Genomic DNA, 23,927 nt, shown 5'->3' with positions numbered 1-23,927 from the left:
ACCTTCCCCTCAACTGAGCAACCAGGTGTCCTTGGAGCCGCCGCCCCGGGACGAATTGACGATCATGGAGCCGGCCGGGGCGACCCGGGTCAGTGCCGCCGGGGCGACCACGGGCTGTCGGCCGGTGAAGACGAACGCGCGCAGGTCGACGTGCCGGGGTGCGAGCCGCTGCCCGTCGAAGACCGGGTGGGTGGAAAGCCGGACCAGGTCCTGCGCGACCCACCGGTGCGGGGCGGCGCGGATCTGCCGGCGCAGCGCGTCCAGCTCGTCGGCGGTGGCGTGCGGGCCGATCACGATCCGGTCGCCGCCGTACCCGTCGACCGGCTTGCAGACCAGCTCGTCCAGCCGGGACAGCACCTCGGCGCGCTGCTCGGCGACCCCGCACAGGTAGGTCGGCACATCGGCGAGCAGCGGTTTCTCACCCAGATAGAACTCGATCATCCGGCTGACGTACGCGTAGACCGCCTTGTCGTCCCCGATCCCGTTGCCCAGCGCGTTGGCCAGTGTCACGGTCCGCGCGTGCAGCGCCGCCACCAGGCTGGGGCCCAGCGGCATCCCGTCCGCGCCCGGCGCGTGCACCAGGCTGTCCTCGCCCATCCGCAGGTAGATCACGTCGACCGGATAGCGCTTGCCGTCGCGCAGCCGGTGCACCCGGCCCCCGTCGACGAACAGCTCGGTGGTGCGCACCACCGGCACGTCCATCGCCTCGGCCAGCATCCGGTGCTCGAACCAGGCCGAGTCCTCCGGGCCCTGGCTGAGCACGACCAGCGCCGGGTCGTCGCCGGCGGCCGGCCCGGCCGCGGCGAGCAGCGCATCCTTGAGCAGGGCCGGGGTGTCCTCGACCGGGGTCAGGTTCCGCGGCCGGGGCAGCTCGGGCAGGATGCTCTCGGTCAGCCGGCGGTTCTGCATGGCGTACGCGATGCCGGACGGCACCCGCAGGTTGTCCTCCAGCACGCACCAGCCGCCGTCCGCGTCCCGGACCAGGTCGACGCCGGCCACCTGGGCGCGCACCGCGCCGCCGCCGATCAGCGCGCCGCTGGCCCGCAGCTCGGGTGAGCCGTCGATCACCCACTCCGGGACGATGCCCTCGGCGACGATCGCCCGGTCGTCGTACACGTCGGAGAGGAACGCGTTGAGCGCGCGGACCCGCTGGGTCAGCCCGGCCCGCAGCTCGGCCCAGTCGGCGGCCGGAACGATCCGGGGGACCAGGTCGAACGGGAACAGCCGGGTGGCCGCCTCGCCGGCCACACTGAAGGTCACCCCGTTGGCGCGCTGCTCCTCGTCCCGCGCGTCCTCGCGTTTGCGCAGCCCGGTCGCGCCGAGCGCGGTGAGCACCGGCAGCACCTCGGCGTACTCGGGGGCCACCGACTCCGCCGGGAACGCCTCGTCGCCGGCCACGTCGTACGGCAGCAATCGATCGGGCCCGGACAGGCCGCCGCCGGCAACGGAGGCCGCCGCCGTGCCCCGGGTATCGGTGATCAGCAGATCGACGACGTCGGCGATCCGGCCGCGCCGGGCCAGGGCGCGCCGCTGCCGGGCGGCCGCGCTGCCCCGGCTCAGCGCGCGGGCGGACAGGTCGCAGACCTGCTCCCAGTCACCCAGCTCCTCCAGGTGCGGTCGCAGCTCGCCGACCAGGTGCTCGATCGCGACGGTGGCCGGCACCGGCGCCGGCGTGCGGGGCAGGTCGAGCAGGTCGCCCTCCAGGCCGGAGCGGGCCGCCCGCCACATCGCGGCGCGGTGCAGCGGGGGACGGGCGGGCGGCAGCGGGACGCCGGCGCGGTGCTCGTGCTGGGCGCGCCGGACCAGGGCGCGGAACAGCCCGGCCAGCAGCACCACGGTGTCCACATCCGGGCAGGCGTCGGTGACCCGCAGCTCCACGGTGGGCACGTGCGCGGACGGCCGGACGTCGAAGTAGACCATCTTCGGGTCGCTGATCGTCTCGGACGCGATCAGGTCGCTGACCAGCTGCTCGTGCTCGGCCGCGGAGTGCAGCACGCCGCTGTCGCCGGCGGTCGGCCAGCGCATCCAGACCAGCGAGCGGACGCTGGCGTACCCGGAGTCCTCGCCCATCCAGAACGGCGAGCTGGCGGAGAGCGCCAGCAGGGCGGGCAGGGCCGGGGCGACCCGCTGCGCCACCGAGACCGCCTCGTCGCGGTCCGGCACCCCGACGTGCACCTGGGCGCCGCAGATCAGCTGCTCACGGACCAGCATCTGGTATTCGTGCAGCATCCGGCGGTACCGGGTGGTCCCGGTGACCGGCAGCGCGTCCAGGTCGACCAGCGGCACGGTGCCGGCCGCCACCAGGCCGAGGCCGAGCGACTCGGCGACCGCCACGGCGGTCCGGCGACGCTGCGTGATGCCTTCGCGCAGACCGTCCAGGGTGGTGGTGACCGGCGTGTTGGTCTCCACGACCGAGCGGTGCAGCTCGGCCGAGAAGTGCGCCGGGTCGAGTCGGTCGAGGATCTCCGGGGCCCGCGGGGTGAGCTCGCGCGTCGTCACATCGACGACGTGCAGCTCCTCCTCCGCGCCCAGGGTCAGGGACTCCGCCATTGCTACCGCCTTCAGTTCGGAAGTCCGCTCAGCGTTCCGATCGGGTGTGGCAGATGTGTCACGTGCCCATTTCCGGTCGTCGCCAAGCATCGTGATCACTTCCCCCGACCGGTGGGCAGTGGGTTTCGTCGCTACCGGTAACCTCGGGCGTCGGCATCCACACCCCAGCGGAGGTCCTGATGGGCAACGTCGTCGTCATCACCGGGTCGGCCGGTCTGATCGGTTCCGAGTCGGTCCGTCACTTCGCCGGTCTGGGCATGGACGTGGTCGGCATCGACAACGACATGCGCGGTTACTTCTTCGGCGCCGACGGGTCCACCAAGTGGAACCTGGAGCGGCTGACCACCGAGATCGGCCCGCGCTACACCCACTACTCGCTGGACATCCGCGACCGTGAGGGGCTCGGTAAGATCTTCGCGGAGTACGGCCGGAGCATCGGCCTGGTGATCCACGCCGCGGCCCAGCCGAGCCACGACTGGGCGGCCCGCGAGCCGTTCACCGACTTCGACGTGAACGCGGTCGGCACGCTCAACATGCTGGAGGCGGCCCGCCGGCACGCGATCGACGCGCCATTCATCTTCACCTCGACCAACAAGGTGTACGGCGACACGCCCAACTCGCTGCCGCTGGTGGAGCTGGACACCCGGTGGGAGCTGCCCGAGGACCACAAGTGGTTCCAGGGCATCGACGAGACGATGACGATCGACAACAGCCTGCACTCGATCTTCGGCGCCAGCAAGGTGGCCGCCGACGTGATGGTCCAGGAGTACGGGCGGTACTTCGACATGCCGACCGCGGTCTTCCGGGGCGGCACGCTGACCGGGCCCGGCCACTCGGCCGCCGAGCTGCACGGCTTCCTCGCGTTCGTCATGCGCTGCGTGATGGAGCAGCGGAAATACCGGATCTTCGGCTACAAGGGCAAGCAGGTGCGCGACGCGATCCACTCGCACGACCTGGTGTCCGCGTTCGAGGCGTTCCACCGGGCGCCGCGGGTCGCCGAGATCTACAACATGGGCGGCGGGCGCACCTCGAACTGCAGCGTGCTGGAGGCGTTCGCGCTGGCCTCGGAGATCGCCGGGCTGCCGGCCGACACCGAGTACGTGCCGGAGAACCGGGTCGGCGACCACCAGTGGTGGGTCAGCAGCACCGCACGGTTCGAGGAGCACTACCCGGACTGGAAGGTGACGTACGACGTCCCGATGATCCTGCGGGACATGTACGAGTCGAACCGGGACGTCTGGAAAGCCTGACCCTCGACTTATCGGACATTAGGTATTTTTACCTAATGTCCGTACTGACGCAGTTGCTGCGCCGGGACCTGCCGGCGTCCGTCGTCGTCTTCCTGATCGCCATCCCACTCTCGCTCGGCATCGCCGCGGCGTCCGGCGCCCCGCTGCTCGCGGGCCTGGTCGCCGCGGTCGTCGGCGGCATCGTCGCGGGTGCCCTCGGCGGCGCCCCGCTCCAGGTCAGTGGCCCGGCCGCGGGCCTCACCGTGATCGTGGCCGGCGCGGTCGCCGAATTCGGCTTCGCCGGCACCGCGGCGATCGTGGCGGCCGCCGGCCTGGTCCAGATCCTGCTCGGGATCTCCCGGCTGGGCCGTGCCGCCCTCGCCCTGTCACCCGCCGTCGTGCACGGCATGCTGGCCGGCATCGGCCTGGTCATCACGCTCAGCCAGATCCACGTGCTGCTCGGCGGCGCGCCGCACAGCAACGCCTGGGACAACCTGCGGCAGCTCCCCGGCCAGGTCGCCATCCACCACGCCCCGGCCACCCTGCTGGGTCTGCTCACCATCGCGGTGCTGCTGCTCTGGCCGCGCTTCGTGAAGATCACCGTGTTACCCGCCGCGCTGGTGGCGGTCGCCGCGGTGACCGCGCTGGCCTGGGTGCTGGGCGCCGGCGTGGTCCGGGTCGACCTGCCCGAGGAACCGCTCGCCGAGCTGATCACGCCGATCTGGCCGGACGCGCCGCTGCGCCGGATCACCGTCGCGGTGCTCACCATCGCGCTGGTCGCCAGCGTCGAGTCGCTGCTGTCCGCGGTCGCGGTCGACCGGATGCACGACGGGCCGCGCGCCCGGCTCAACCGGGAACTCGTCGCCCAGGGTGCGGCGAACACGCTCTCCGGACTGCTCGGCGGCCTGCCGGTGACCGGGGTGATCGTGCGCAGCTCGACCAACGTGGCGGCGGGCGCGCGCAGCCGGGCGTCGGCGATCCTGCACGGGGTGTGGATCGCAGTCTTCGTGCTGTTCTGCGCGGCGCTGCTGGAGACCATCCCGATGGCGGTGCTGGCCGCGGTACTGATCGTGGTCGGGGTCCGGCTGATCGATCCGGCGCAGATCCGCACCCACGCCCGGCACCGGGAGCTGCCGGCGTATCTGGTGACGGCGTCCGGGGTGGTGCTCGTCGACCTGCTCACCGGAGTGGCGCTCGGGGTGCTGACCGCGGTGGCGTGGCGGCGTGCGTCACGGCTGGCGGTCGGATCCTGATCAGCGAGCCGCAAGCACTGTCATCGATTTCTGCGCTGGCCGCAAAAGTAGGTTCAGTTTTTGCAAAGGTTTGACGTAGGATTCCGTCGTGACCAAACGTCTTGCCGAGGTGGCGAAGAAGGCCGGGGTCAGTGAGGCGACCGTCAGCCGGGTGCTCAACGGGCGCGACGGCGTCTCCGAGGCCACCCGGGCGTCGGTCCTGACCGCCCTCGATGTGCTGGGCTACGAGCGACCCACCAAGCTGCGGGGGGAGCGGGCCCGCCTGGTCGGCCTGGTCCTCCCCGAGCTGCAGAACCCGATCTTCCCGGCGCTCGCCGAGGTGGTGACCGCCTCGCTGGCCCAGCGCGGCTTCACCCCGGCGCTGTGCGCCCGCACGATCGGCGGCGTCCCCGAGTCCGACTATGTCGAGATGCTGCTCGACCATCAGGTCTCCGGCGTGATCTTCGCGGGCGGCTCCTACGCGCTGGCCGACGCCTCACACGAGCACTACCGCCGGCTGACCGACCGCGGCCTGCCGGTGGTGCTGGTCAACGCGGGCGTCGACGAGCTGGGCTTCCCCCGGGTGTCGACGGACGACGCGGTGGCGGTCGAGCAGGCCTTCGGGCATCTGCGGTCGCTGGGCCACGAGCGGATCGGCATGGTCCTCGGCCCCGAGGGGCACATCCCGTCGCGCCGCAAGCTGACCTCGATGATCCAGGTGGCCGGCTGGACCGACGACAAGTGGGTGGAGCGCTCCAGCTTCTCGATGGAGGGCGCCCGGGTCGCCGCGGCCAAGCTGATCGAGCGCGGCGCGACCGGGATCATCTGCGCCAGCGACGTGATGGCGCTGGGCACGATCCGGGCGGCGCGCCGGCTGGGGCATGCCGTGCCGGCTGACGTGTCGGTGGTCGGCTTCGACGACTCGGCGTTCATGACCTGCACCGATCCGCCGCTGACCACGGTGCGTCAGCCGATCGAGACGATGGGCCAGTCCGCCGTCGACCTGCTGGTCACGCAGATCGAGGAGGCCCGGGTGGTGCGCGACGAGCTGCTCTTCGAGCCGGAGCTGGTGGTGCGCGGGTCGACCGGCCCGGCTCCGCGGTGAGCCCGGTGGGCGCTGCAGGAATCGACAACTGAACGCAACCCCGGAACGGCTGCCGATCGCGTCTTGCGATCGGCAGCCTTCTTTTTGTCCCGATAGTTGCCCGCAAAGCTGACATACCGGCCCCAGGCCGCCTGCTGTCTATATCTGTCGTTCCAAAGTCGTGTCTTTGCAAGACAAAATCGAAACCTTGCGGAAATCAGTTGGCCTCGCTACGGTGACTCCACTCACAGTGCTGCGGCCCTGTGGCTCATCAGCATCGATCACTCGCAGATCAGCGAACGCCATGGATAACCGTTCCCGAAGGGATGGACAGATGTCCGCACCGCAGTACCGGAAGGCCGTGGCGTTCGCGCTCGCGGCCGGCCTGGGACTCAGCCTCGCGGCGTGCTCCACGAAGAGCGACGACGAGAGCACCAGCGCCGACGGCAAGACGACCATCACGGTGGACTGCATGCCGGTCGGCACCGAGAAGGAGCTGGTCGCCAACTGGAACGCCGACGTCGCCGCCTTCGAGAAGGCGAACCCGAACATCACGATCAAGAGCGTGAGCGTCGGCACCCAGTGCAACAACCCGCCGGACTTCACCGCCCGGCTGGCCGGTGGCACCACCACCGACGTCTTCTACGGCTACATGACCGACCTGCAGCAGGTGCTCGACTCCGGCCAGGCGATGGACATCACCCCGTACCTGACCGACGAGAACGTCCCCACCTGGAAGGACGTCGACCCGGCGCTCAAGCAGGTGTTCACCGACGGCGGCAAGACCTACGCGCTGCCGATCAAGAACTACTCGATGGGCCTGGTCTACAACACGGTGCTGTTCAAGAAGGCCGGACTGGACCCGGCGAACCCGCCGAAGACCTGGGCCGAGGTCCGCGCCGCGGCCAAGAAGATCGTCACCGCCGACCCGGCGGTCGCCGGGTACGCCGACTACAGCGCCGGCAACACCGGTGGCTGGCACTTCACCGCCGAGCTGTACTCGCAGGGCGGCCAGATCCTGACGGCCGACCACAAGAAGGCCGACTTCAACAACGCGATGGGCAAGCAGGTCCTGCAGAACCTCAAGGACATGCGCTACGCCGACAACAGCATGGGCTCGCGCCAGCTGCTGCAGTGGGGCGACCTGCTGACCAACGCCGCGGCCGGCAAAGTCGGCATGTTCATCGGCGCGCCGGACACCACCCAGCAGATCGTCTCCCAGTTCAAGGGCAGGTACTCGGACTGGGCGGTCGCTCCGCTCCCCGGCCAGGACGGCCTGGCCAAGGCCACCCTCGGTGGCGGCGACGGCTACTTCTTCAAGAAGGGCCTGACCGACGCGCAGATCAAGGCCGGCCTCAAGTGGGTCGCCTACGAGAAGCTGACGGTCGGCAAGGGCCAGTTCGACTATCCGCGGGCCAAGCCGCAGAACTACCCGGTGGGCCTGCCCCAGCCGCTGCTGTTCACCAGGGACAGCGCGACCGCGAAGGCCGAGTTCGACCTGCGCAAGGCGAACGCCAACGTCGACCCGGCGATCTACTCGCTCTTCGAGGCGCAGCAGCTCCCGATCAAGGGCGAGCCGACCAACGCCCAGGCGATCTACGCGGTGCTCGACTCGGCGATGTCCGGAGTGCTGACCAACCCGAACGCCGACCCCGGCGAGCTGCTCAAGACCGCCGAGCAGAAGGTCGACCAGCTGCTCGCCGCCGGTAGCTGATCCCGCGAGGAGTGCGGGCCGGTCCCGGCCGGCCCGCACCCTTCCGACTCATCGCAGGAGTTTTCCGTTGGCGACCATCACCGCCCCGGGCACGACCGGCAAGCCGGCCGCCCGCGTCGTCCAGGCCCGGACCGGCGCGCGGCGCAGCCGCAAGATCCGCGACAACCTCACCGGGTACGTCTTCCTGATCGGCGCGATCCTCTGCTTCGCCCTCTTCACCTGGTATCCGATGATCCGCGGGATCATCATGAGCTTCCAGAAGACCAGGCGCGGCGTGACCACCTGGGTGGGCTTCGACAACTACACCCGGATCATCGCCGACCCGAGCTTCTGGCCCGCCTGGCGCAACACCGTCTACTTCACCGTGCTGGCCCTGGTCATCGGGTACGCGGTCCCGTTCTTCGTGGCGATCCTGCTCAACGAGCTCCGGCACGCCAAGGGCTATCTGCGGGTCCTGGTGTATCTGCCGGTCATGCTGCCGCCGGCCTCGGCGTTGTTCCTGTTCAAGTTCTACGCGTACGACCCGGGTGACGCCGGCCTGTTCAACGCGATCCTCAAGTTCCTGCACCTGCCCACCTCGCAGTGGATGCAGTCACCGAGCGCCACGATGCCGGCCATGGTGATCGCCTCGACCTGGATGAACATGGGCAGCGCGGTGCTCATCTACCTGGCGTCGCTGCAGAACATCCCGGGCGAGCTGTACGAGGCGGCCGAGCTGGACGGCGCCGGGCTCTGGCGCCGGATCTGGAACGTGACGATCCCGCAGACCAGGCTGATCCTCGGGCTGCTCGCGATGATCCAGATCGTCGCCACCATGCAGGTGTTCATCGAGCCGCTGATCCTGGCCAACGGGGCCGGCACGCAGGACTCGGCGACCACCGTGGCGTACCTGATCTATCAGCACGGCTTCTACCAGAACGACCTCAACGGCGCCGCCGCACTCGGGGTGATCATCCTGCTGGCGCTGGCCGCCTTCTCGGGTGTGTACCTGCGGCTCACCACGAAGAACGACTGAGGACGGACCAGCATGTCTCAAGATTCCGGCACCCGGACGCTCGTCTCGCAGGCGCAGCTGCGGCGGGGCAGGGGCAGGTACGTCTACTGGACGCTGCTCGGCCTGGTCGTCCTGGCGTTCACCCTGGTCTTCATCGGCCCGCTGTACTGGATGGTGACCGGCGCGCTCAAGACCGGTCAGGAGGTCGCGCAGACCCCGCCGACCCTCTGGCCGCGGCACCCGGACGCCAGCAACTACACCAACGCGTGGCAGAACCTGAACCTCGGCAAGCTGCTGTTCAACACGTTCTACTACGCGATCGGCGCGGTGCTGTTCCAGCTGGTCTTCGACACCGCGGCGGCGTACTCGCTGTCGAAACTGCGCCCGGTGCTGGGCAACGTGGTGCTCGGCGCGATGCTGGCCACCCTGATGATCCCGGTGATCGTGCTGATCGTCCCGCAGTACGTGACCGTGATCGACCTGCCGTTCGTGCACACCAGCCTGATCAACCAGCCGCTGGCGATCTGGCTGCCGCTGGTGGCCAACGCGTTCAACATCTTCCTGTTGAAGCGGTTCTTCGACTCCATCCCGGAGGACCTGATGGCGGCCGCCCAGGTGGACGGCGCCGGCCCGTTGCGCACGCTCTGGTCGATCATCCTGCCCATCTCCCGCCCGATCCTCGGCGTCGTCTCGATCTTCTCGGTGACCTACGTCTGGAAGGATTTCCTCTGGCCGAAGCTGGTCATGCCGGACCCGTCGACCCGGACCGTGAGCGTGGGCATCGTGGCCTTCTCCGGTGGCTCGTCGGTCAACGAGGTGATCGCCGCCTCGGTGATCGCCGCCGTCCCGACCGTGATCATTTTCCTGATCTTCCAGCGCAACATCATGTCCGGTCTGACCGCGGGCAGCGTCAAGGGCTGAGCATCACCCGGAAAAGGGAGGCGCTCGCCTCTTAAAGCGCAAAAAATGCTGCAATAATACGCAGAAAGTGAGTTCTCGTGTCCGCAAAAGACAGTGCGTGGTGGCGCGACGCGGTCATCTACCAGGTGTATCCCCGGAGTTTCGCCGACTCCGACGGCGACGGCGTCGGTGACATCAACGGCATCCGCGCCCGCCTGGGCCACCTCCGCGACCTCGGGGTGGACGCGATCTGGATGAGCCCGTGGTACCCGTCGCCGATGGCGGACGCCGGATACGACGTGGCCGACTTCCGCGACGTCGACCCGGTCTTCGGCACCCTGGCCGGCGCCGAGGCGCTGATCGCCGAGGCGCACGCGGCCGGGATCCGGATGATCGTCGACATCGTTCCGAACCACATCTCCGCCGAGCACCCGTGGTTCAGGGCGGCGATCGCCGCACCGGACGCGCCCGAGCGGGACTACTTCTGGTTCCGGCCCCCGTCCGAACGGATGCCCACCGGCTGGACGGGGGAGTTCGGTGGGACCACCTGGACGAAGGCGCCGGACGGCTCCTGGTACCTGCACCTGTTCACCCCGGAACAGCCCGACCTCAACTGGGAGCACCCGGACGTCCAGGCCGAGTTCGAGGACATCCTGCGGTTCTGGTTCGACCGGGGCGCCGACGGGATCCGGATCGACTCGGCCGCGCTGCTGTTCAAGGACACCACGCTGCCCGAGGTCGAGGAGGGCAGGCCGCACCCGTTCCACGACCTGGACGCGGTGCACGACGTCTACCGGGCCTGGCGGCGGGTCGCCGACGACTACGAGGGCCGGGCGCTGATCGGCGAGGTCTGGATGCCGGACGTCGAGCGGTTCACCAACTACCTGCGGCCGGACGAGCTGCACGCGGCGTTCAACTTCGACTTCCTCGGCTGCGCCTGGGACCCGGCCCTGCTGCGCTCCTGCATCGACCGCACCCTGGACGCGCATGTCAAGGTCGGCGCCCCGGCCACCTGGGTGCTCTCCAACCATGACGTCACCCGGCACGTCACCCGCTACGGCCGGACCGACACCACGTTCAGCTTCGAGAACAACCTCGACGGCACCCCGGTCGACCTGGAGCTCGGCACCCGACGGGCGCGGGCGGCCGCGCTGCTCTCCCTGTCGCTGCCCGGCGCCACCTACGTCTACCAGGGCGAGGAGCTGGGCCTCTGGGAGAACGAGAACATCCCGGAAGAACAGATCCAGGATCCGATGTACGGGCGGCGCGGGCACACCCGGGACGGCTGCCGGGTGCCGCTGCCCTGGTCGGGCGACGAACCGCCGTTCGGGTTCAGCAGCACCGACCCGTGGCTGCCCCAGCCGGCCGAGTGGAAGGACCGCACCGTGGCGGCGCAGACCGGCGACCCGAACTCGATGCTGGAGCTCTACCGGTCGGCCATCCGGCTCCGCGGTGAGCATCTCGACGACCCCGCGATGACCTGGTTCGACCACGGCGACGACGTGCTGGCGTACCACCGCGGCGCCGATTTCGCCTGCCTGCTCAACCTCTCCGGCGCACCCGTTCGGCTGCCGGAGCACCAGACCATCCTGCTCGCCAGCGGCCCGCTCGACGGTGACCTCCTCCCCCGGGACACCGCGATCTGGCTGCGCCTCTAACCCGGCGGGCGACGTCCCCGGTTCCACCGCCGGGGGCGCCGCACGGCAGGACGAAGGAAACCGGGGGCTGGCCACACCAAGGAAGGGACCCATGGCCAACCGCACCGCCCCACTCCTCACCGCAGCCGTCGTCCTCGCGGCCGCGGTCACCACGGTGATGTGGCAATCACCCGCGGCGCAAGCCGCCGGACTGTCCCCGTTCGACGTCGCCGGACGGGGCGCCACCGTGCCGTTCACCGAGATCGAGGCCGAGAAGGCCGCGACCAACGGGACCTCCACCGGCACCGACCGCACCTACGGCACCCTGTCCTCGGAGGCCTCCGGTCGCGAGGCGGTCACCCTCGACGCCGCGGGTGAATACGTCGAGTTCACCCTGACCGAGCCGGCCGACGCGGTCACCTTCCGGTACAGCATCCCGGACGGCAGAAACGCGTCGCTGGACCTGCGCACCGGCTCGACGCTGATCAGGACGGTCCCGGTCACCTCGAAGTACAGCTGGTACTACGGGTACTACCCGTTCACCAACAACCCCGGTGACGGCCGCCCGCACCACTTCTACGACGAGGCCCGGGCGCTGTTCGGCACCACGTATCCGGCCGGCACCAAGATCCGGATCCAGGTCGGCTCCACCGCGCAGTCGCCCAGCTTCACCGTCGACCTGGCCGACTTCGAGAACGTGCCGGACCCGATCGGCAAGCCCGCCGGCGCCATCGACGCGGTCGCCGACTACGGCGCGGACCCCACCGGGGCCACCGACTCCACCGCGAAGATCCAGGCCGCGGTGGACGCGGGCAGCGCCTCCGGGCGGGTGGTCTACGTCCCGCCGGGGAACTACACGCTGTACAGCCACGTGATCGTGGACCGGGTGACGCTGGCCGGGGCGGGTCCCTGGTACACCGTGTTCGGCGGGCGGCACCCCACCCAGCGGAACCTGGCGGCCGGCATCTACGGCAGGTACGCCAACCAGGGCGGGCCCAGCCGGAACGTGACGGTCAAGGACCTCGCGGTGATCGGCGACATCCAGGAGCGGGTCGACGAGGACCAGGTGAACGCGTTCGGCGGCGCCCTGTCCCATTCGACGCTGGACGACGTGTGGATGCAGCACACCAAGGTCGGCGCCTGGATGGACGGCCCGATGGACCGGTTCACCATCCGGAACAGCCGGATCCTGGACCAGACCGCGGACGGCGTGAACTTCCACATGGGCGTCACCAACTCCACGGTGACCGACACCTTCGTCCGCAACACCGGTGACGACGGCCTGGCCATGTGGGCGGAGAGCACCCCGAACGTGGGCAACTCGTTCACCCACGACACCGTGGTGGCCCCGATCCTGGCGAACAACATCGTCAGCTACGGCGGCCGGGACATCACGATCAGCGACAACGTGATGGCCGAGACCGTCACCAACGGCGGCGGCCTGCACGTCGCCAACCGGTACCCGGGCGTGCAGGGCCCCACCGCGGTCGCCGGCACCTGGACGCTGGCCCGCAACACCCTGATCCGGACCGGCAACTCCGACTACAACTGGAACTTCGGGATCGGCGCGCTCTGGTTCTGGCCCGACTCCGGGGCGATCACCGGTGCGACCCTGAACGTCACCGACACCGACATCCTGGACAGCTCGTACGCCGGGATCCAGTGGATCGGCAACGGCACCAGCGGGCTCACCCTGACCAACGTGACCATCGCCGGGGCCGGCACGTTCGCGCTGCAGGTACAGGCGCCGGCCACCGCCACGTTCACCAACGTGACGGCGACCGGGATCGCGCAGAACCCGCCGACATACAACTGCACCGGCTCCGGGCTCGCGATCACCGACGGCGGCGGCAACTCCGGCTGGCAGACGCCGGCGCCGTACTGCGGGCCGTGGCCGGCGCCGCGGTGGGGCAACAGCACCAGGCCCCCGCCGACCTCTTCTCCCACACCTTCGCCCCCGGCGAACGGCAACCTGGCGCAGGGCAGGGCGGTGACCGCCACGTCGGCCAACGGGCCGTACGTCGCGGCGAACGCGGTCGACGGCAACGCCGCCACGTACTGGGAGAGCGCCAACGGCGCGTTCCCGCAGTCGATCACCGTCGACCTGGGCCAGAACCGCACGCTCGCCCGCGTCGTGCTCACGCTGCCGCCCGCGACGGCCTGGGCCACCCGGACCGAGACGCTGTCCGTCCTGGGCAGCACCGACGGCTCCACCTTCAGCACGGTCAAGGCGAGCGCCGGGTACACGTTCGACCCGGCCGGCGGCAACACCGTCACGATTCCGGTGACCGCGACCTCGCGCTACCTGCGACTCACCTTCACGGGGAACACCGGCTGGCCCGCGGGTCAGCTGTCCGAACTCGAGGCCTACGCCTCCTGAAAAGAACCCCGGCGGGCGGCCATCCACCAGGTTCGCCCGCCGGGTCCCCTCTGATGGAAAGGTGCGCTCCCGCATGTCCAGATTCAGGCTCATAGCCGCAGCGGCGGCCGCGAGCGTGGTCGCGGCACTCGTCCACGCCCCCGCGGCGCTGGCCGCCGGCCCCAACCTGGCCGCCGGCAAGACCTTCAGCGCCAGCAGCTACACCGACGTCTACCCGGCCGGCAACGCCGGGGACGGCAACGCCGACACCTACTGGGAGAGCAGCAACAACGCCTTCCCGCAGTGGCTGCAGGTCGACCTCGGCAGTGCCACCCCGGTCAACCAGGCGGTGCTCAAGCTGCCGCCGGCCACCGCCTGGAACACCCGCACCGAAACGCTGTCGATCACCGGCAGCACCGACGGCAATGCGTTCAGCACGCTCAAGGCGAGCGCCGGCTACACCTTCAACCCGTCCTCGGGCAACACGGTGACCGTCGACCTCACCACGGTCAGCACCCGGTTCCTGCGGCTGAACTTCACCGCGAACACCGCGTGGCCGGCCGGTCAGCTCTCCGAGCTCGAGGTGTACGGACCGGTCAGCGGCGACAGCCAGGCGCCCAGCGCGCCGTCGAACCTGACCTGGACCCAGCCGGCCAGCGGGCAGATCCGGCTGAACTGGAACGCGTCGACCGACAACGTCGGCGTGACCGGCTACGACATCTACGCCAACGGCCAGCTCCGCACCTCGGTGGCCGGGAACGTCCTGACCTACACCGACAGCCAGCCCGACTCGGCGACCGTGGCCTACTACGTCCGGGCCCGGGACGCGGCCGGCAACGTGTCCGGCAACAGCAACGCGGTGACCCGCACCGGCGCGACCGGGGACACCCAGGCGCCGACCACGCCCGGCACCCTGTCCTACACCACCCCGGCGAGCGGGCAGATCCGGCTCAGCTGGGGCGCGTCCACCGACAACGTGGGCGTGACCGGCTACCACGTGTACGTCAACGGGACGCTGAAGACGACGGTCACCGGCACCACGTACACCGACAGCCAGCCCGACACCGCGACCGTCGCCTACTACGTGAAGGCGCGCGACGCGGCCGGCAACGAGTCGGCGGCCAGCAACACGGTGACCCGGACCGGCGCCCCACAGACCGGCACCAACCTGGCGGTCGGCAAGCCGATCGAGGCATCCTCGACGGTCTTCACGTTCGTCGCCACCAATGCCGACGACAACGACACCGCCACCTACTGGGAGGGCAGCGCGTACCCGGCGAACCTGACCGTGAAGCTCGGCGCGAACGCCGGTGTCACCTCGGTGGTGGTCAAGCTCAACCCGTCCAGCGACTGGGGCACCCGGCAGCAGACGTTCGCGGTGCTCGGCCGGGAACAGTCGTCGTCCGCGTACACCACCCTGGTCGGTTCCACGACGTACACCTTCAATCCCGCGACCGGCAACACGGTGACCATCCCGGTCACCGCGACCACGGCGGACCTGCGGTTGTCCTTCACCGCCAACACCGGCGCGCCCAGCGGCCAGGTCGCCGAACTGCAGGTGATCGGCACGCCGGCGCCGAACCCCGACCTCACCGTCACCGGCATCACCACCGCGCCGGCCTCGCCGGTCGAGACCGACGCGATCACGCTGTCGGCCACGGTCCGCAACGCGGGCACGGCGGCCTCGGCCGCCTCCTCGGTCAACTTCTACCTGGGTACGACGAAGGTGGGCACCGCCTCGGTCAGCGCACTCGCGGCCGGCGCCGCCACCACGGTCACCGCGTCGATCGGGGCGCGTGATGCCGGCACCTACGCCGTCTCCGCGGTCGTCGACGAGGCCGACACGGTGATCGAGACCAACGACGCCAACAACTCCTACAACAGCCCGACCAGCCTGGTCGTCGCCCCGGTCAGCAGCTCCGACCTGGTCGCCTCGGCGGTCTCCTGGTCGCCGGGCAACCCGTCGGCCGGCCAGACCGTCACCTTCTCGGTGACCCTGAGGAACCAGGGCACCGCGCCCACCGGCAGCGGCGCCCACACCGTCACGGTCACCGTCCTCAACGGGTCGACGACGGTCAAGACGTTCACCGGGTCGTACACCGGCACGCTCGCCGCCGGCGCCGCGTCCCCGTCGATCAACCTGGGCACCTGGACCGCCGTCAACGGGAGGTACACGGTGCACACGGTGGTCGCCGCGGACACCGCCGAGCTGCCCGTCAAGCAGGGCAACAACACCAGCGACAAGGCGTTCTTCGTCGGTCGCGGCGCCACCATGCCGTACGACATGTACGAGGCCGAGGACGGCACGGTCGGTGGCGGCGCGGCCGTCGTCGGCCCGAACCGCACCATCGGCGACCTGGCCGGCGAGGCGTCCGGCCGCCGGGCGGTCACCCTCAACCAGACCGGCGCGTCCGTCCAGTGGACCACCCGGAACGCGACCAACACGGTCGTCGCCCGGTTCTCCATCCCGGACGGCACCACCAGTTCGATCAACGTGTACGTCAACGGCACGCTGAACAGGACGCTGGCGCTCACCTCGAAGTACGCCTGGCTGTACGGCAGCGAGACGGCGCCGCAGAACTCCGGCACCGGCCCGCGGCACATCTACGACGAGGCGAACACCCTGCTGACCGGGTCGTTCCCGGCCGGCAGCACGATCAGGCTGCAGAAGGACGCGGCGAACAGCGGCAGCATCGCGATCGACTTCATCCAGCTGGAGCAGGTCGCTCCGGTCGCCGACCCGGATCCCTCGAAGTACGTGGTACCGACCGGTTTCGACCAGCAGTCGGTGCAGGCGGCCCTGGACACGGCTCGTCAGGACAGCACCAAGCTCGGTGTCTACCTGCCGGCGGGTGACTACCAGACGTCCAACAAGTTCCAGGTGTACGGGCGCTCCTTGAAGATCATCGGCGCGGGCCCGTGGTACACCCGCTTCCACACGCCGGACACGCAGACCGAGACCGACGCCGGCTTCCGGGCCGACGCCACCGCGAACGGCTCCACGTTCGCCGACTTCTCGTTCTGGGGCAACTACACGATCCGGATCGACGGCCCCGGCAAGGTGTTCGACTTCGCGAACGTCTCCGGGATCACCATCGACGACATCTGGGCCGAGCACGTGGTCTGCCTGTACTGGGGCGCCAACACCGACAACATGGTGATCAGGAATTCCCGGATCCGGGACACCTTCGCCGACGGCATCAACATGACCAACGGCAGCACCGGCAACCTGGTCGACAACAACGAGTCCCGCGCCACCGGCGACGACAGCTTCGCGCTGTTCTCCGCCATCGACGCCGGCGGCTCCGACGAGATCAACAACACCTTCTCCAACCTCACCAGCCTGCTCACCTGGCGTGCGGCCGGCATCGCGGTCTACGGCGGCTACGCGAACACGTTCAAGAACATCTCCATCGCGGACACGCTGTGCTACTCCGGGATCACGGTCAGCTCGCTGGACTTCGGCTACCCGATGAACGGCTTCGGCGCCAACCCGCCCACCGTGCTCGACAACATCTCGGTGGTCCGGGCCGGCGGCCACTTCTGGGGCCAGCAGGTCTTCCCGGCCATCTGGATGTTCAGCGCCTCCAAGGTCTTCCAGGGCATCCGGATCAGCAACGTCGACATCCTCGACCCGACCTACTCCGGCATCATGTTCCAGACCCAGTACATCGGCGGCAACCCGGTCAACCCGATCACCGACACGGTCTTCACCAACGTGACGATCAGCGGGGCGCAGCGCAGCGGGGACGCCTTCGACGCGAAGAGCGGTTACGGGATCTGGGCGAACCCGCTGCCCGAAGCGGGACAGGGGCCGGCGGTGGGGTCGGCGACCTTCACCAACCTGACGCTGAGCAACAACTACAGGGACATCGAGAACCCGACGACGACCTTCACCATCATCCGGAACTGATCACCGGGTGAGAGGCAGCGTGCCCGCGTCCGTCGTCCGGACGCGGGCACGCCCATTTGGAAGATCCTTTTGTAGGGTCTGTCGTGCACATCGAATTCACCCATGCGCGGTCGCAGGAGTACTTTCACCGCAGATTCGCCGGAGCCGGGTCCAAGGTCGCCAGGCCGTTCGCGATTCCCGCGGCCATCCTCGGAGTGCTGGGCTGGCTCGTCTGCTGCGCCGCCGGGTCGGTGCGTAGCGAGCTGGCGGCCGGCGGGGTGCTGATCGCGGTGGCAGCCGCGCTCGCCGGTGTCGCGTTCCTGCGGTGGCGGCAAGAGGTCGTCGTGCCGGCCGACTGGCGAGAGCCACGCACCTACGTGCTGACCGACGAGAGCTTCACGTCCTGGACCGCGAAGACATCGGCCAAGCTTGCGTGGTCGGCGTTCACCTGGTTGCGGCAGGAGGACGACGCCTACCTGCTGCGCACCATCGCCGGCAGGACCTGGGACATTCCGCGAGAGCCGCTGACCGCGGAACAGGACGCGGTGCTGGCCGGGTTCCTGGCCGAGCTGCTGGCGGCGGGGTCGGCGGCCCCCGCTGAGCGGGATCGATCGTAAAGATCGTGGGTTTTCCGGCGGAAACGCTCCGCGGCGGGCCGGTCGGGTGGGATGTTCTACGTATCGGTAGAAAGGGATCACCACGAAATGACCGACTGGGATCAGGGCGACAGCTGGTCGTCGAGCAGTGCGGGCCAAGAGGACTGGTCGGCGCAGGACCGGCAACGCGACTCGGCGAACCGGTTGGCCAACGTCAGCAATGACATGGCGACCGCCACGCAGGCCGCGGTGCACGCGGCGGAGACCGCGGTGCAGGTGATCCAGCGGCTGGAGGCGAGCAGCACCGAGATCGGCAAGGTGGTGCAGCTGATCGCGACGATCGCGAAGCAGACGAACCTGCTGGCGCTGAACGCGACGATCGAGGCGGCCCGGGCCGGTGAGGCGGGGCGCGGGTTCGCCGTGGTGGCCAGCGAGGTCAAGGACCTGGCGAACGAGACCGCGACCGCGACGAACGAGATCGGCACGCAGGTCGGCGGGATCCGGACCGACACGCAGAACGCGGTCGAGGCGATCCAGGAGATGCAGGGCCTGATCGAGGAGCTGGATCGCTGCCAGAAGGTGATCAGCGGGATCGTGGTGGAGCAGCAGGCCGGCTGAGGCACACTGTCCGGCATGGCTAGTAGGAGACCGCCGAGGGCTCGGGCCTGCCCGTGCGGGTCACCGGCGTACGCCCGGTGTTGCGGACCGCTCCATGAGGGCAAGCCGGCGGAGAGCCCGGAGGCGCTGATGCGGTCGCGCTTCAGCGCGTTCGCCCTGGATCTGTCCGATTACGTCCAGGCCACCTGGCATCCGGACACCCGCCCCGCGACGCTGGAGAGTGATCCCGGCCTGCGCTGGGTACGCCTCGAGGTACGGGAGACGACCGGCGGCACCCTGTTCGACGCCGAGGGCACCGTCACGTTCCGGGCGCATTTCCGGGACAACGGGACGCCCGGGGTGCTGGACGAGAAGAGCCGCTTCGTTCGGCACAACGCCCGATGGGTCTATCACAGCCCGGTGTGATCTCCTGAAACCTGAAAGAGGTAGGTGATCACCATGTCGGCAACGAGGCCGATCGAGGACGGGATCGTCCGCGACTTCAAGGTCAATCTCTCGTACGGGGAGTATCTGCACCTCGATGAGATCCTGGGCGCGCAGCACCCGGTGAGCGTGCCCGAGCACCACGACGAGCTGCTGTTCATCCTGCAGCACCAGACATCCGAGCTGTGGCTGAAGCTGATCATCCACGAGCTGCGCGCGGTGCTGCGCAACCTGGCCAAGGACGACCTGAAGCCCGCGCTGAAAGGCCTGGCCCGGGTCAAGCACATCCAGCGGACGCTGACCGAGCAGTGGTCGGTGCTGGCCACCCTCACGCCCACCGAGTACGCCCAGTTCCGCAGTTTCCTGGGCACGTCGTCGGGTTTCCAGTCGTACCAGTACCGCGCGGTCGAGTTCCTGCTCGGCAACAAGGACCGCGGCATGCTGCCGATCTTCGACGATCAGCCGGCCGCCCGGGAACTGCTGGCGGAGCTGCTCGGCACCCCGAGTGTGTACGACGAGTTCCTGCACTACCTGGCCCGGCACGGGCATCCGGTGCCGGAGGCGATCCTGGCCCGCGACGTGACCGAGGCGTACGAGTACCAGCCCGACCTGGTGCCGGTCTTCCAGCACATCTACGAGAAGGCCGAGCAGTACTGGGAGGCGTACGAGGCCTGCGAGGAACTCGTCGACCTGGAGGAGAACTTCCAGCTCTGGCGGTTCCGGCACCTGAAGACGGTGGAACGCACGATCGGTTTCAAACGGGGGACGGGCGGCTCCAGCGGGGTCGGCTTCCTGAAGGCGGCTCTCGATCTGACATTCTTCCCCGAGCTGTACGCCGTCCGCACCGAGATCGGAGTGCCCCGTTGAGCCTTCTCGCCCGCGCCGCCGACCTGGACGCGGCCGACCCGCTGGCGAAGTTCCGGGAGCGGTTCGTGCCGGCGCCGGCGGTCGCGTCGTACCTGGACGGCAACTCGCTGGGCCGCCCGCTGATCGCGACCGCCCAGCTGATCGACGAGTTCGTCCGCGACCAGTGGGGCGGCCGGCTGATCCAGGGCTGGACCGACGGCTGGCTGGAGTGGCCGCTGACCCTCGGTGACCGGCTCGGCGCGGTCGCGCTGGGCGCCGCGGCCGGGCAGACGGTGGTCGCCGATTCGACCACCGTGCTGCTGTACAAGCTGGCCCGGGCCGCGGTCGACGCCCGGCCGGGTCGCCGTAGGGTGGTGCTCGACACCGACAACTTCCCGACCGACCGGTACGTGCTGGAGGGCATCGCCGCGGAGCGTGACCTCACCCTGGTCTGGATCACCACCGACCCGGTCACCGGCATCCACCCGGAGCAGGTGGCCGAGGTGGTCGACGAGGACACCGCCCTGGTGCTGTTCTCGCACGTGGCGTACCGCTCCGGCTGGCTCGCCGACATCCCGGAGATCAACCGGATCGCGCACGAGGCGGGCGCGCTGACCCTGTGGGACCTGTGCCACTCGGCCGGTTCGGTGCCGATCCGGCTCGACGAGTGGGGTGTCGACATCGCGGTCGGCTGCTCGTACAAGTATCTGAACGGCGGCCCGGGCGCGCCCGCCTTCGCCTACCTGCGGCGCGAATTGCAGGACGAGGTGCGCCAGCCGATCCACGGCTGGATGGGGCACCGGGCGGCGTTCGAGATGGGGCACGGCTATGAGCCGGCGCCCGGCATCCGCGCGCTGCTCAGCGGCACCCCGCCGATCCTGGCGATGGTGCCGATGCACGCCAACCTGGACATGCTCGCCGAGGCCGGGATCGACGCGGTCCGGGCCAAGTCGCTGCTGCTCACCGGCTATGTGCTGGAGCTCGCCGACGAGTGGCTGACCCCGCTCGGCGTCGAGGTGGTCAGCCCGCGCGACCCGGCCCGCCGCGGTGGTCACATCACGCTGCGCCGCGCCGGGTTCGAGCAGCTGCTCGAACCCCTCTGGGCCGGTGGGGTGATCCCGGACTATCGCCGTCCGGACGGGCTGCGGATCGGCCCGGCACCGCTGAGCACCAGCTTCACCGAGGTCCACCAGGGCCTCGCCACGCTGCGCGACCTGGCCGGGAAGCACCGGTGACCGCTTCCGAGACGCCGCCGTCCGAGGTCTGCGACCCGGCCTCGCCTGCGGCTTCGGCGTCGAGCCCGTGCGGTGGTGCGGGCTGCGGCGGTGCCGGCTGCTTCAGCCGTACGTCGAGGTCCGCTCGTCCCGGCGAATCCGATGCCGGCGGTACGCCGAGGCCCGCCCGCCCCGGCGAGTCGCCGTCCGACGGTCCGCCGCGGCACTCCCGCTCCGGCCAGTCGCGGCCCACCGTCACCCGGGTTCCCGACCCGCGTGTCGACGACCGGATCGACTGGTTGATCGCCGACTCGGTCTGGTGGGGCGGCCGGCTGCGCCGGGGTGTGGCCCTCCGGGTCGCCGCCGACGGTCAGGCGAAGCCGGTCCCGGCCGAGATGGCCCCGCCGGACGCCGTCCGCCGTTTCCCCGGCACGCTGCTGCCCGGCCTGGTCGACGCCCACGTGCACGCCGCCCTGGTCGATCTCGGCACGGTCCGGTCCGGTGGCATCGCCGCCGTCTGGGACCTCGGCGGTGTCCCGGACACGCTCCGGGAGCTGGCGGCCCGGTCCGCCGAGCCGGGCACCGGCCTGCCCCATGTCCGCTACGCCGGCCCGTTCCTGACCGCCCCCGGCGGCTATCCCAGCGACCGGACCTGGGCCCCGCCGGGCAGTTGGCGGGAGATCACCTCGGCCGCCGACGCGGGCGCCGCGGTGGCCGACGCGTGGTCGGCCGGCGCCACCCTGATCAAGGTGACCGCGCACACCGGTGGCCCGACCCTGCCGCAGCCCACCCTGCGGGCTCTGGTCGACGCCGCGCACGCCGCCACCCTGCCGGTCGTGGTGCACGCCGAGGGCCCGGGAACGGTCGCCGCCGCCGTCGAAGCCGGCGCCGACCTGCTGGCGCACACCCCGTGGACCGAGCCGCTGCCGGACGCGCTGATCCGGGCCTGTGCCGACCGGATGACCTGGGTCAGCACCTTGGACATCCACGGCTGGGGCAGCCCGGACGCGGCGCAGGGGATCGCCGTGGACAACCTGCGCCGGTTCATCGACGCGGGCGGCAAGGTGCGTTACGGCACCGACCTGGGCAACGGCCCGCTGATCCCGGGCGTCAACCCGCGGGAGCTGCGGGCCCTGCGCTCGGCCGGCCTCACGCCGGACGAGATCCTGATCGCGATGACCGAACCCGGCACTCCCGGCGTGACCTGGCTGCCCGCCGGCCTCACGCTGGCCCCGGACACCTTCGCCGACTCCCTGGCCACCGCCCGGGTCCTGGACGACAGCACCCGGCCGCGCCCGGCCTGACGCCGGCGTCGGCGGGTCGGTCGGTTCCCTGGGCGATTCGACCCGGCCGGAGGCCGGCGTCGAACAGGTCCGCCGGGACGGTTCCGCCCCGCCGCATCCGGCCCGACCGCCTCCCGTGGGTGGAGCGGGCAGGTCGCGCGTGGGCGGAAGGCGGTGGCCGGAAAGCAGTGGTGGGTGCCGCCGGGCAGTACCTCGCCGACGGCTTCCGGCCCTCAGGCCGACCGGCAGCGGCCGGGCGTCAGAGGGCGACGGAGCGGCCGGTGGAGGCGGAGACGCGGGCCGCGTCGAGGACCTCCATGGCGCGCACGGTGTCCCACGGGTCCACCGGCAGCGGCCCGTTGCCCAGCACCGCGTCGGCGAACGCCGGATAGAACGAGTCCCACCGACCGCGGCAGCTCTCCACCGGCGCCCCGGTCGTACCGCGCCACAGGTGGCCCCACCGGTGCTCGTGTTCGACACCCCAGCGGTCGCCGAGCTTGGCCGGGGTCTTGCCGGCTTTCAGCATCTCCTCCTGGCAGTCGAGCTCGGCGGAGATGTACGTCCCGGCGGTGCCGGTGACCCGGAAGCGCGGGCCCGGGCCGGCCTGCCGCCAGCTGCCCCACAGGTGCGACTCGACGCCGCTGAGGTGGTGCATGGCCAGGAAGAAGTCGTCGTCGAGCTCGCCCTCGCCGCGCACCTCGGCGTACACCCGCTGGGCCGGGCCGTGCAGTTTGAGTGCCTGGTCGACCAGGTGCGAGCCGAAGTCCAGCAGGGTGCCGCCGCCGGCCGCGGGCGGCAGCCGGTCGGGCGCCCAGCGTTCCATCCGGGACTCGAAGCGCCGGATCGTGCCGAGCGACCCCTTCTCGATCAGTTTGCGCACGGTGAGGTAATCGGAGTCCCAGCGCCGGTTCTGATAGACGGTCAGCGGGACGCCGGCCGCCTCGGCGGACTTGACCAGCTCACGGGCGGTCGGCGCGTCCAGCGCGAAGGGTTTGTCGACGACCACGGCCAGGCCCAGGCGGACGGCCTCACGGGCCAGGTCGGCGTGGGTGGAGGCGGGGGTCGAGATGGCCACGGCCCGGACGCCGGCGGCGGCCAGGGCCTCGATCGAGTCGTACGCCTCGACGCCGGGGAGTTGCTCGGCGATCTGCTTGCGGCGTTCCTCGGAGGTGGTGACCACACCGACGAACTCGATGTTCTCCGCCGCGGCGATCAGCGGGGCGTGGAAGATCCGCCCGCCGCTGCCATACCCCACCAGCCCGACTCGCACCCGCTCGATCATGCCGGAAGTTTTTCACATCAGTTGCCGGGCTGTTGCGGGTGCTCCCGGCAGTTACTTGTGATAACGGCCGCATG

17 protein-coding genes are annotated in these 23,927 nt (G+C 70.2%); 15 read left to right on the top strand and 2 right to left on the bottom strand.

All coding sequences use genetic code 11. The annotated features are described in order from the left end of the window. Positions 1–9: 9 nt before the first annotated feature. Positions 10–2,550 carry a carboxylate--amine ligase/circularly permuted type 2 ATP-grasp protein gene (locus ACSP50_RS33685; protein WP_014693791.1) on the bottom strand — a complete coding sequence of 847 codons (2,541 nt, stop codon included), beginning with the start codon at positions 2,548–2,550 and terminating at the stop codon, positions 10–12. A gap of 179 nt (positions 2,551–2,729) precedes the next feature. Here ACSP50_RS33685 and ACSP50_RS33680 point away from each other — a divergent pair, with 179 nt between their 5' ends. From ACSP50_RS33680 to ACSP50_RS33615, 15 genes are all read left to right on the top strand, one after another. After that, positions 2,730–3,800 carry an NAD-dependent epimerase/dehydratase family protein gene (locus ACSP50_RS33680; RefSeq protein ID WP_014693790.1) on the top strand — a complete coding sequence of 357 codons (1,071 nt, stop codon included), beginning with the start codon at positions 2,730–2,732 and terminating at the stop codon, positions 3,798–3,800. A 35-nt stretch (positions 3,801–3,835) separates the two neighbouring features. Next, positions 3,836–5,032 carry a SulP family inorganic anion transporter gene (locus ACSP50_RS33675; protein ID WP_014693789.1) on the top strand — a complete coding sequence of 399 codons (1,197 nt, stop codon included), beginning with the start codon at positions 3,836–3,838 and terminating at the stop codon, positions 5,030–5,032. Positions 5,033–5,120: 88 nt separating this feature from the next. Next, on the top strand, positions 5,121–6,116 hold the full coding sequence (locus ACSP50_RS33670; protein ID WP_014693788.1) for a LacI family DNA-binding transcriptional regulator: 996 nt from the start codon (positions 5,121–5,123) through the stop codon (positions 6,114–6,116). 313 nt (positions 6,117–6,429) lie between these two features. Beyond that, entirely contained in the window at positions 6,430–7,809 is a 1,380-nt protein-coding gene (locus ACSP50_RS33665; RefSeq protein WP_014693787.1) for an ABC transporter substrate-binding protein, read from the top strand. 67 nt (positions 7,810–7,876) lie between these two features. Further along, positions 7,877–8,824: a carbohydrate ABC transporter permease gene (locus ACSP50_RS42755; RefSeq protein ID WP_014693786.1), complete on the top strand. Its 948-nt coding sequence runs from the start codon at positions 7,877–7,879 to the stop codon at positions 8,822–8,824. Between the two features lie 12 nt (positions 8,825–8,836). Continuing rightward, a complete protein-coding gene (locus tag ACSP50_RS42750; RefSeq protein WP_014693785.1) occupies positions 8,837–9,724 on the top strand; it encodes a carbohydrate ABC transporter permease in 888 nt (295 codons plus the stop codon). 77 nt (positions 9,725–9,801) lie between these two features. Next, positions 9,802–11,361 carry a glycoside hydrolase family 13 protein gene (locus ACSP50_RS33655; RefSeq protein ID WP_014693784.1) on the top strand — a complete coding sequence of 520 codons (1,560 nt, stop codon included), beginning with the start codon at positions 9,802–9,804 and terminating at the stop codon, positions 11,359–11,361. Between the two features lie 91 nt (positions 11,362–11,452). Further along, positions 11,453–13,720 carry a discoidin domain-containing protein gene (locus ACSP50_RS33650; RefSeq protein WP_014693783.1) on the top strand — a complete coding sequence of 756 codons (2,268 nt, stop codon included), beginning with the start codon at positions 11,453–11,455 and terminating at the stop codon, positions 13,718–13,720. A 73-nt stretch (positions 13,721–13,793) separates the two neighbouring features. Continuing rightward, positions 13,794–17,612 carry a discoidin domain-containing protein gene (locus ACSP50_RS33645; RefSeq protein ID WP_063714031.1) on the top strand — a complete coding sequence of 1,273 codons (3,819 nt, stop codon included), beginning with the start codon at positions 13,794–13,796 and terminating at the stop codon, positions 17,610–17,612. 83 nt (positions 17,613–17,695) lie between these two features. Further along, positions 17,696–18,208, top strand: coding sequence for a YcxB family protein (locus tag ACSP50_RS33640; RefSeq protein ID WP_014693781.1), 513 nt, complete (start codon positions 17,696–17,698; stop codon positions 18,206–18,208). A gap of 87 nt (positions 18,209–18,295) precedes the next feature. Continuing rightward, the gene (locus tag ACSP50_RS44920) at positions 18,296–18,805 is read left to right on the top strand and encodes a methyl-accepting chemotaxis protein (RefSeq protein WP_014693780.1); all 510 of its coding nucleotides are present in this window, start codon (positions 18,296–18,298) and stop codon (positions 18,803–18,805) included. 129 nt (positions 18,806–18,934) lie between these two features. Further along, positions 18,935–19,210 (top strand): YchJ family protein, encoded by a 276-nt coding sequence (locus ACSP50_RS33630; RefSeq protein ID WP_014693779.1) that lies wholly within the window; start codon positions 18,935–18,937, stop codon positions 19,208–19,210. A gap of 33 nt (positions 19,211–19,243) precedes the next feature. Then, on the top strand, positions 19,244–20,095 hold the full coding sequence (locus ACSP50_RS33625) for a tryptophan 2,3-dioxygenase (protein WP_014693778.1): 852 nt from the start codon (positions 19,244–19,246) through the stop codon (positions 20,093–20,095). Next, entirely contained in the window at positions 20,092–21,309 is a 1,218-nt protein-coding gene (kynU, locus tag ACSP50_RS33620) for a kynureninase (protein ID WP_014693777.1), read from the top strand. The genes ACSP50_RS33625 and kynU overlap by 4 nt, the downstream gene beginning before the upstream one ends. Then, the gene (locus ACSP50_RS33615; protein WP_231956773.1) at positions 21,306–22,592 is read left to right on the top strand and encodes an amidohydrolase family protein; all 1,287 of its coding nucleotides are present in this window, start codon (positions 21,306–21,308) and stop codon (positions 22,590–22,592) included. Before kynU ends, ACSP50_RS33615 begins: the two co-directional genes overlap by 4 nt. Positions 22,593–22,830: 238 nt before the next feature. On the opposite strand, the gene ACSP50_RS33610 is transcribed toward ACSP50_RS33615, so the two are convergent. Then, entirely contained in the window at positions 22,831–23,853 is a 1,023-nt protein-coding gene (locus tag ACSP50_RS33610; protein WP_014693775.1) for a Gfo/Idh/MocA family oxidoreductase, read from the bottom strand. Between the last annotated feature and the right edge of the window lie 74 nt (positions 23,854–23,927).

It is taken from the genome of Actinoplanes sp. SE50/110, assembly GCF_900119315.1.
Classification (GTDB): Bacteria; Actinomycetota; Actinomycetes; order Mycobacteriales; family Micromonosporaceae; genus Actinoplanes.
The sequence above is the reverse complement of the archived record's forward strand: the minus strand, read 5'-3'. Positions and strand labels throughout refer to the sequence as shown.

Bases quoted from the DNA above. Each gene is read 5' to 3' on its own strand.
- ACSP50_RS33685 (WP_014693791.1), bottom strand. From the start codon at position 2,550: ATGGCGGAGTCCCTGACCCTGGGCGCGGAGGAGGAGCTGCACGTCGTC.
- ACSP50_RS33680 (WP_014693790.1), top strand. From the start codon at position 2,730: ATGGGCAACGTCGTCGTCATCACCGGGTCGGCCGGTCTGATCGGTTCC.
- ACSP50_RS33675 (WP_014693789.1), top strand. From the start codon at position 3,836: ATGTCCGTACTGACGCAGTTGCTGCGCCGGGACCTGCCGGCGTCCGTC.
- ACSP50_RS33665 (WP_014693787.1), top strand. From the start codon at position 6,430: ATGTCCGCACCGCAGTACCGGAAGGCCGTGGCGTTCGCGCTCGCGGCC.
- ACSP50_RS42750 (WP_014693785.1), top strand. From the start codon at position 8,837: ATGTCTCAAGATTCCGGCACCCGGACGCTCGTCTCGCAGGCGCAGCTG.
- ACSP50_RS33650 (WP_014693783.1), top strand. From the start codon at position 11,453: ATGGCCAACCGCACCGCCCCACTCCTCACCGCAGCCGTCGTCCTCGCG.
- ACSP50_RS33645 (WP_063714031.1), top strand. From the start codon at position 13,794: ATGTCCAGATTCAGGCTCATAGCCGCAGCGGCGGCCGCGAGCGTGGTC.
- ACSP50_RS44920 (WP_014693780.1), top strand. From the start codon at position 18,296: ATGACCGACTGGGATCAGGGCGACAGCTGGTCGTCGAGCAGTGCGGGC.
- ACSP50_RS33630 (WP_014693779.1), top strand. From the start codon at position 18,935: ATGCGGTCGCGCTTCAGCGCGTTCGCCCTGGATCTGTCCGATTACGTC.
- ACSP50_RS33625 (WP_014693778.1), top strand. From the start codon at position 19,244: ATGTCGGCAACGAGGCCGATCGAGGACGGGATCGTCCGCGACTTCAAG.
- ACSP50_RS33610 (WP_014693775.1), bottom strand. From the start codon at position 23,853: ATGATCGAGCGGGTGCGAGTCGGGCTGGTGGGGTATGGCAGCGGCGGG.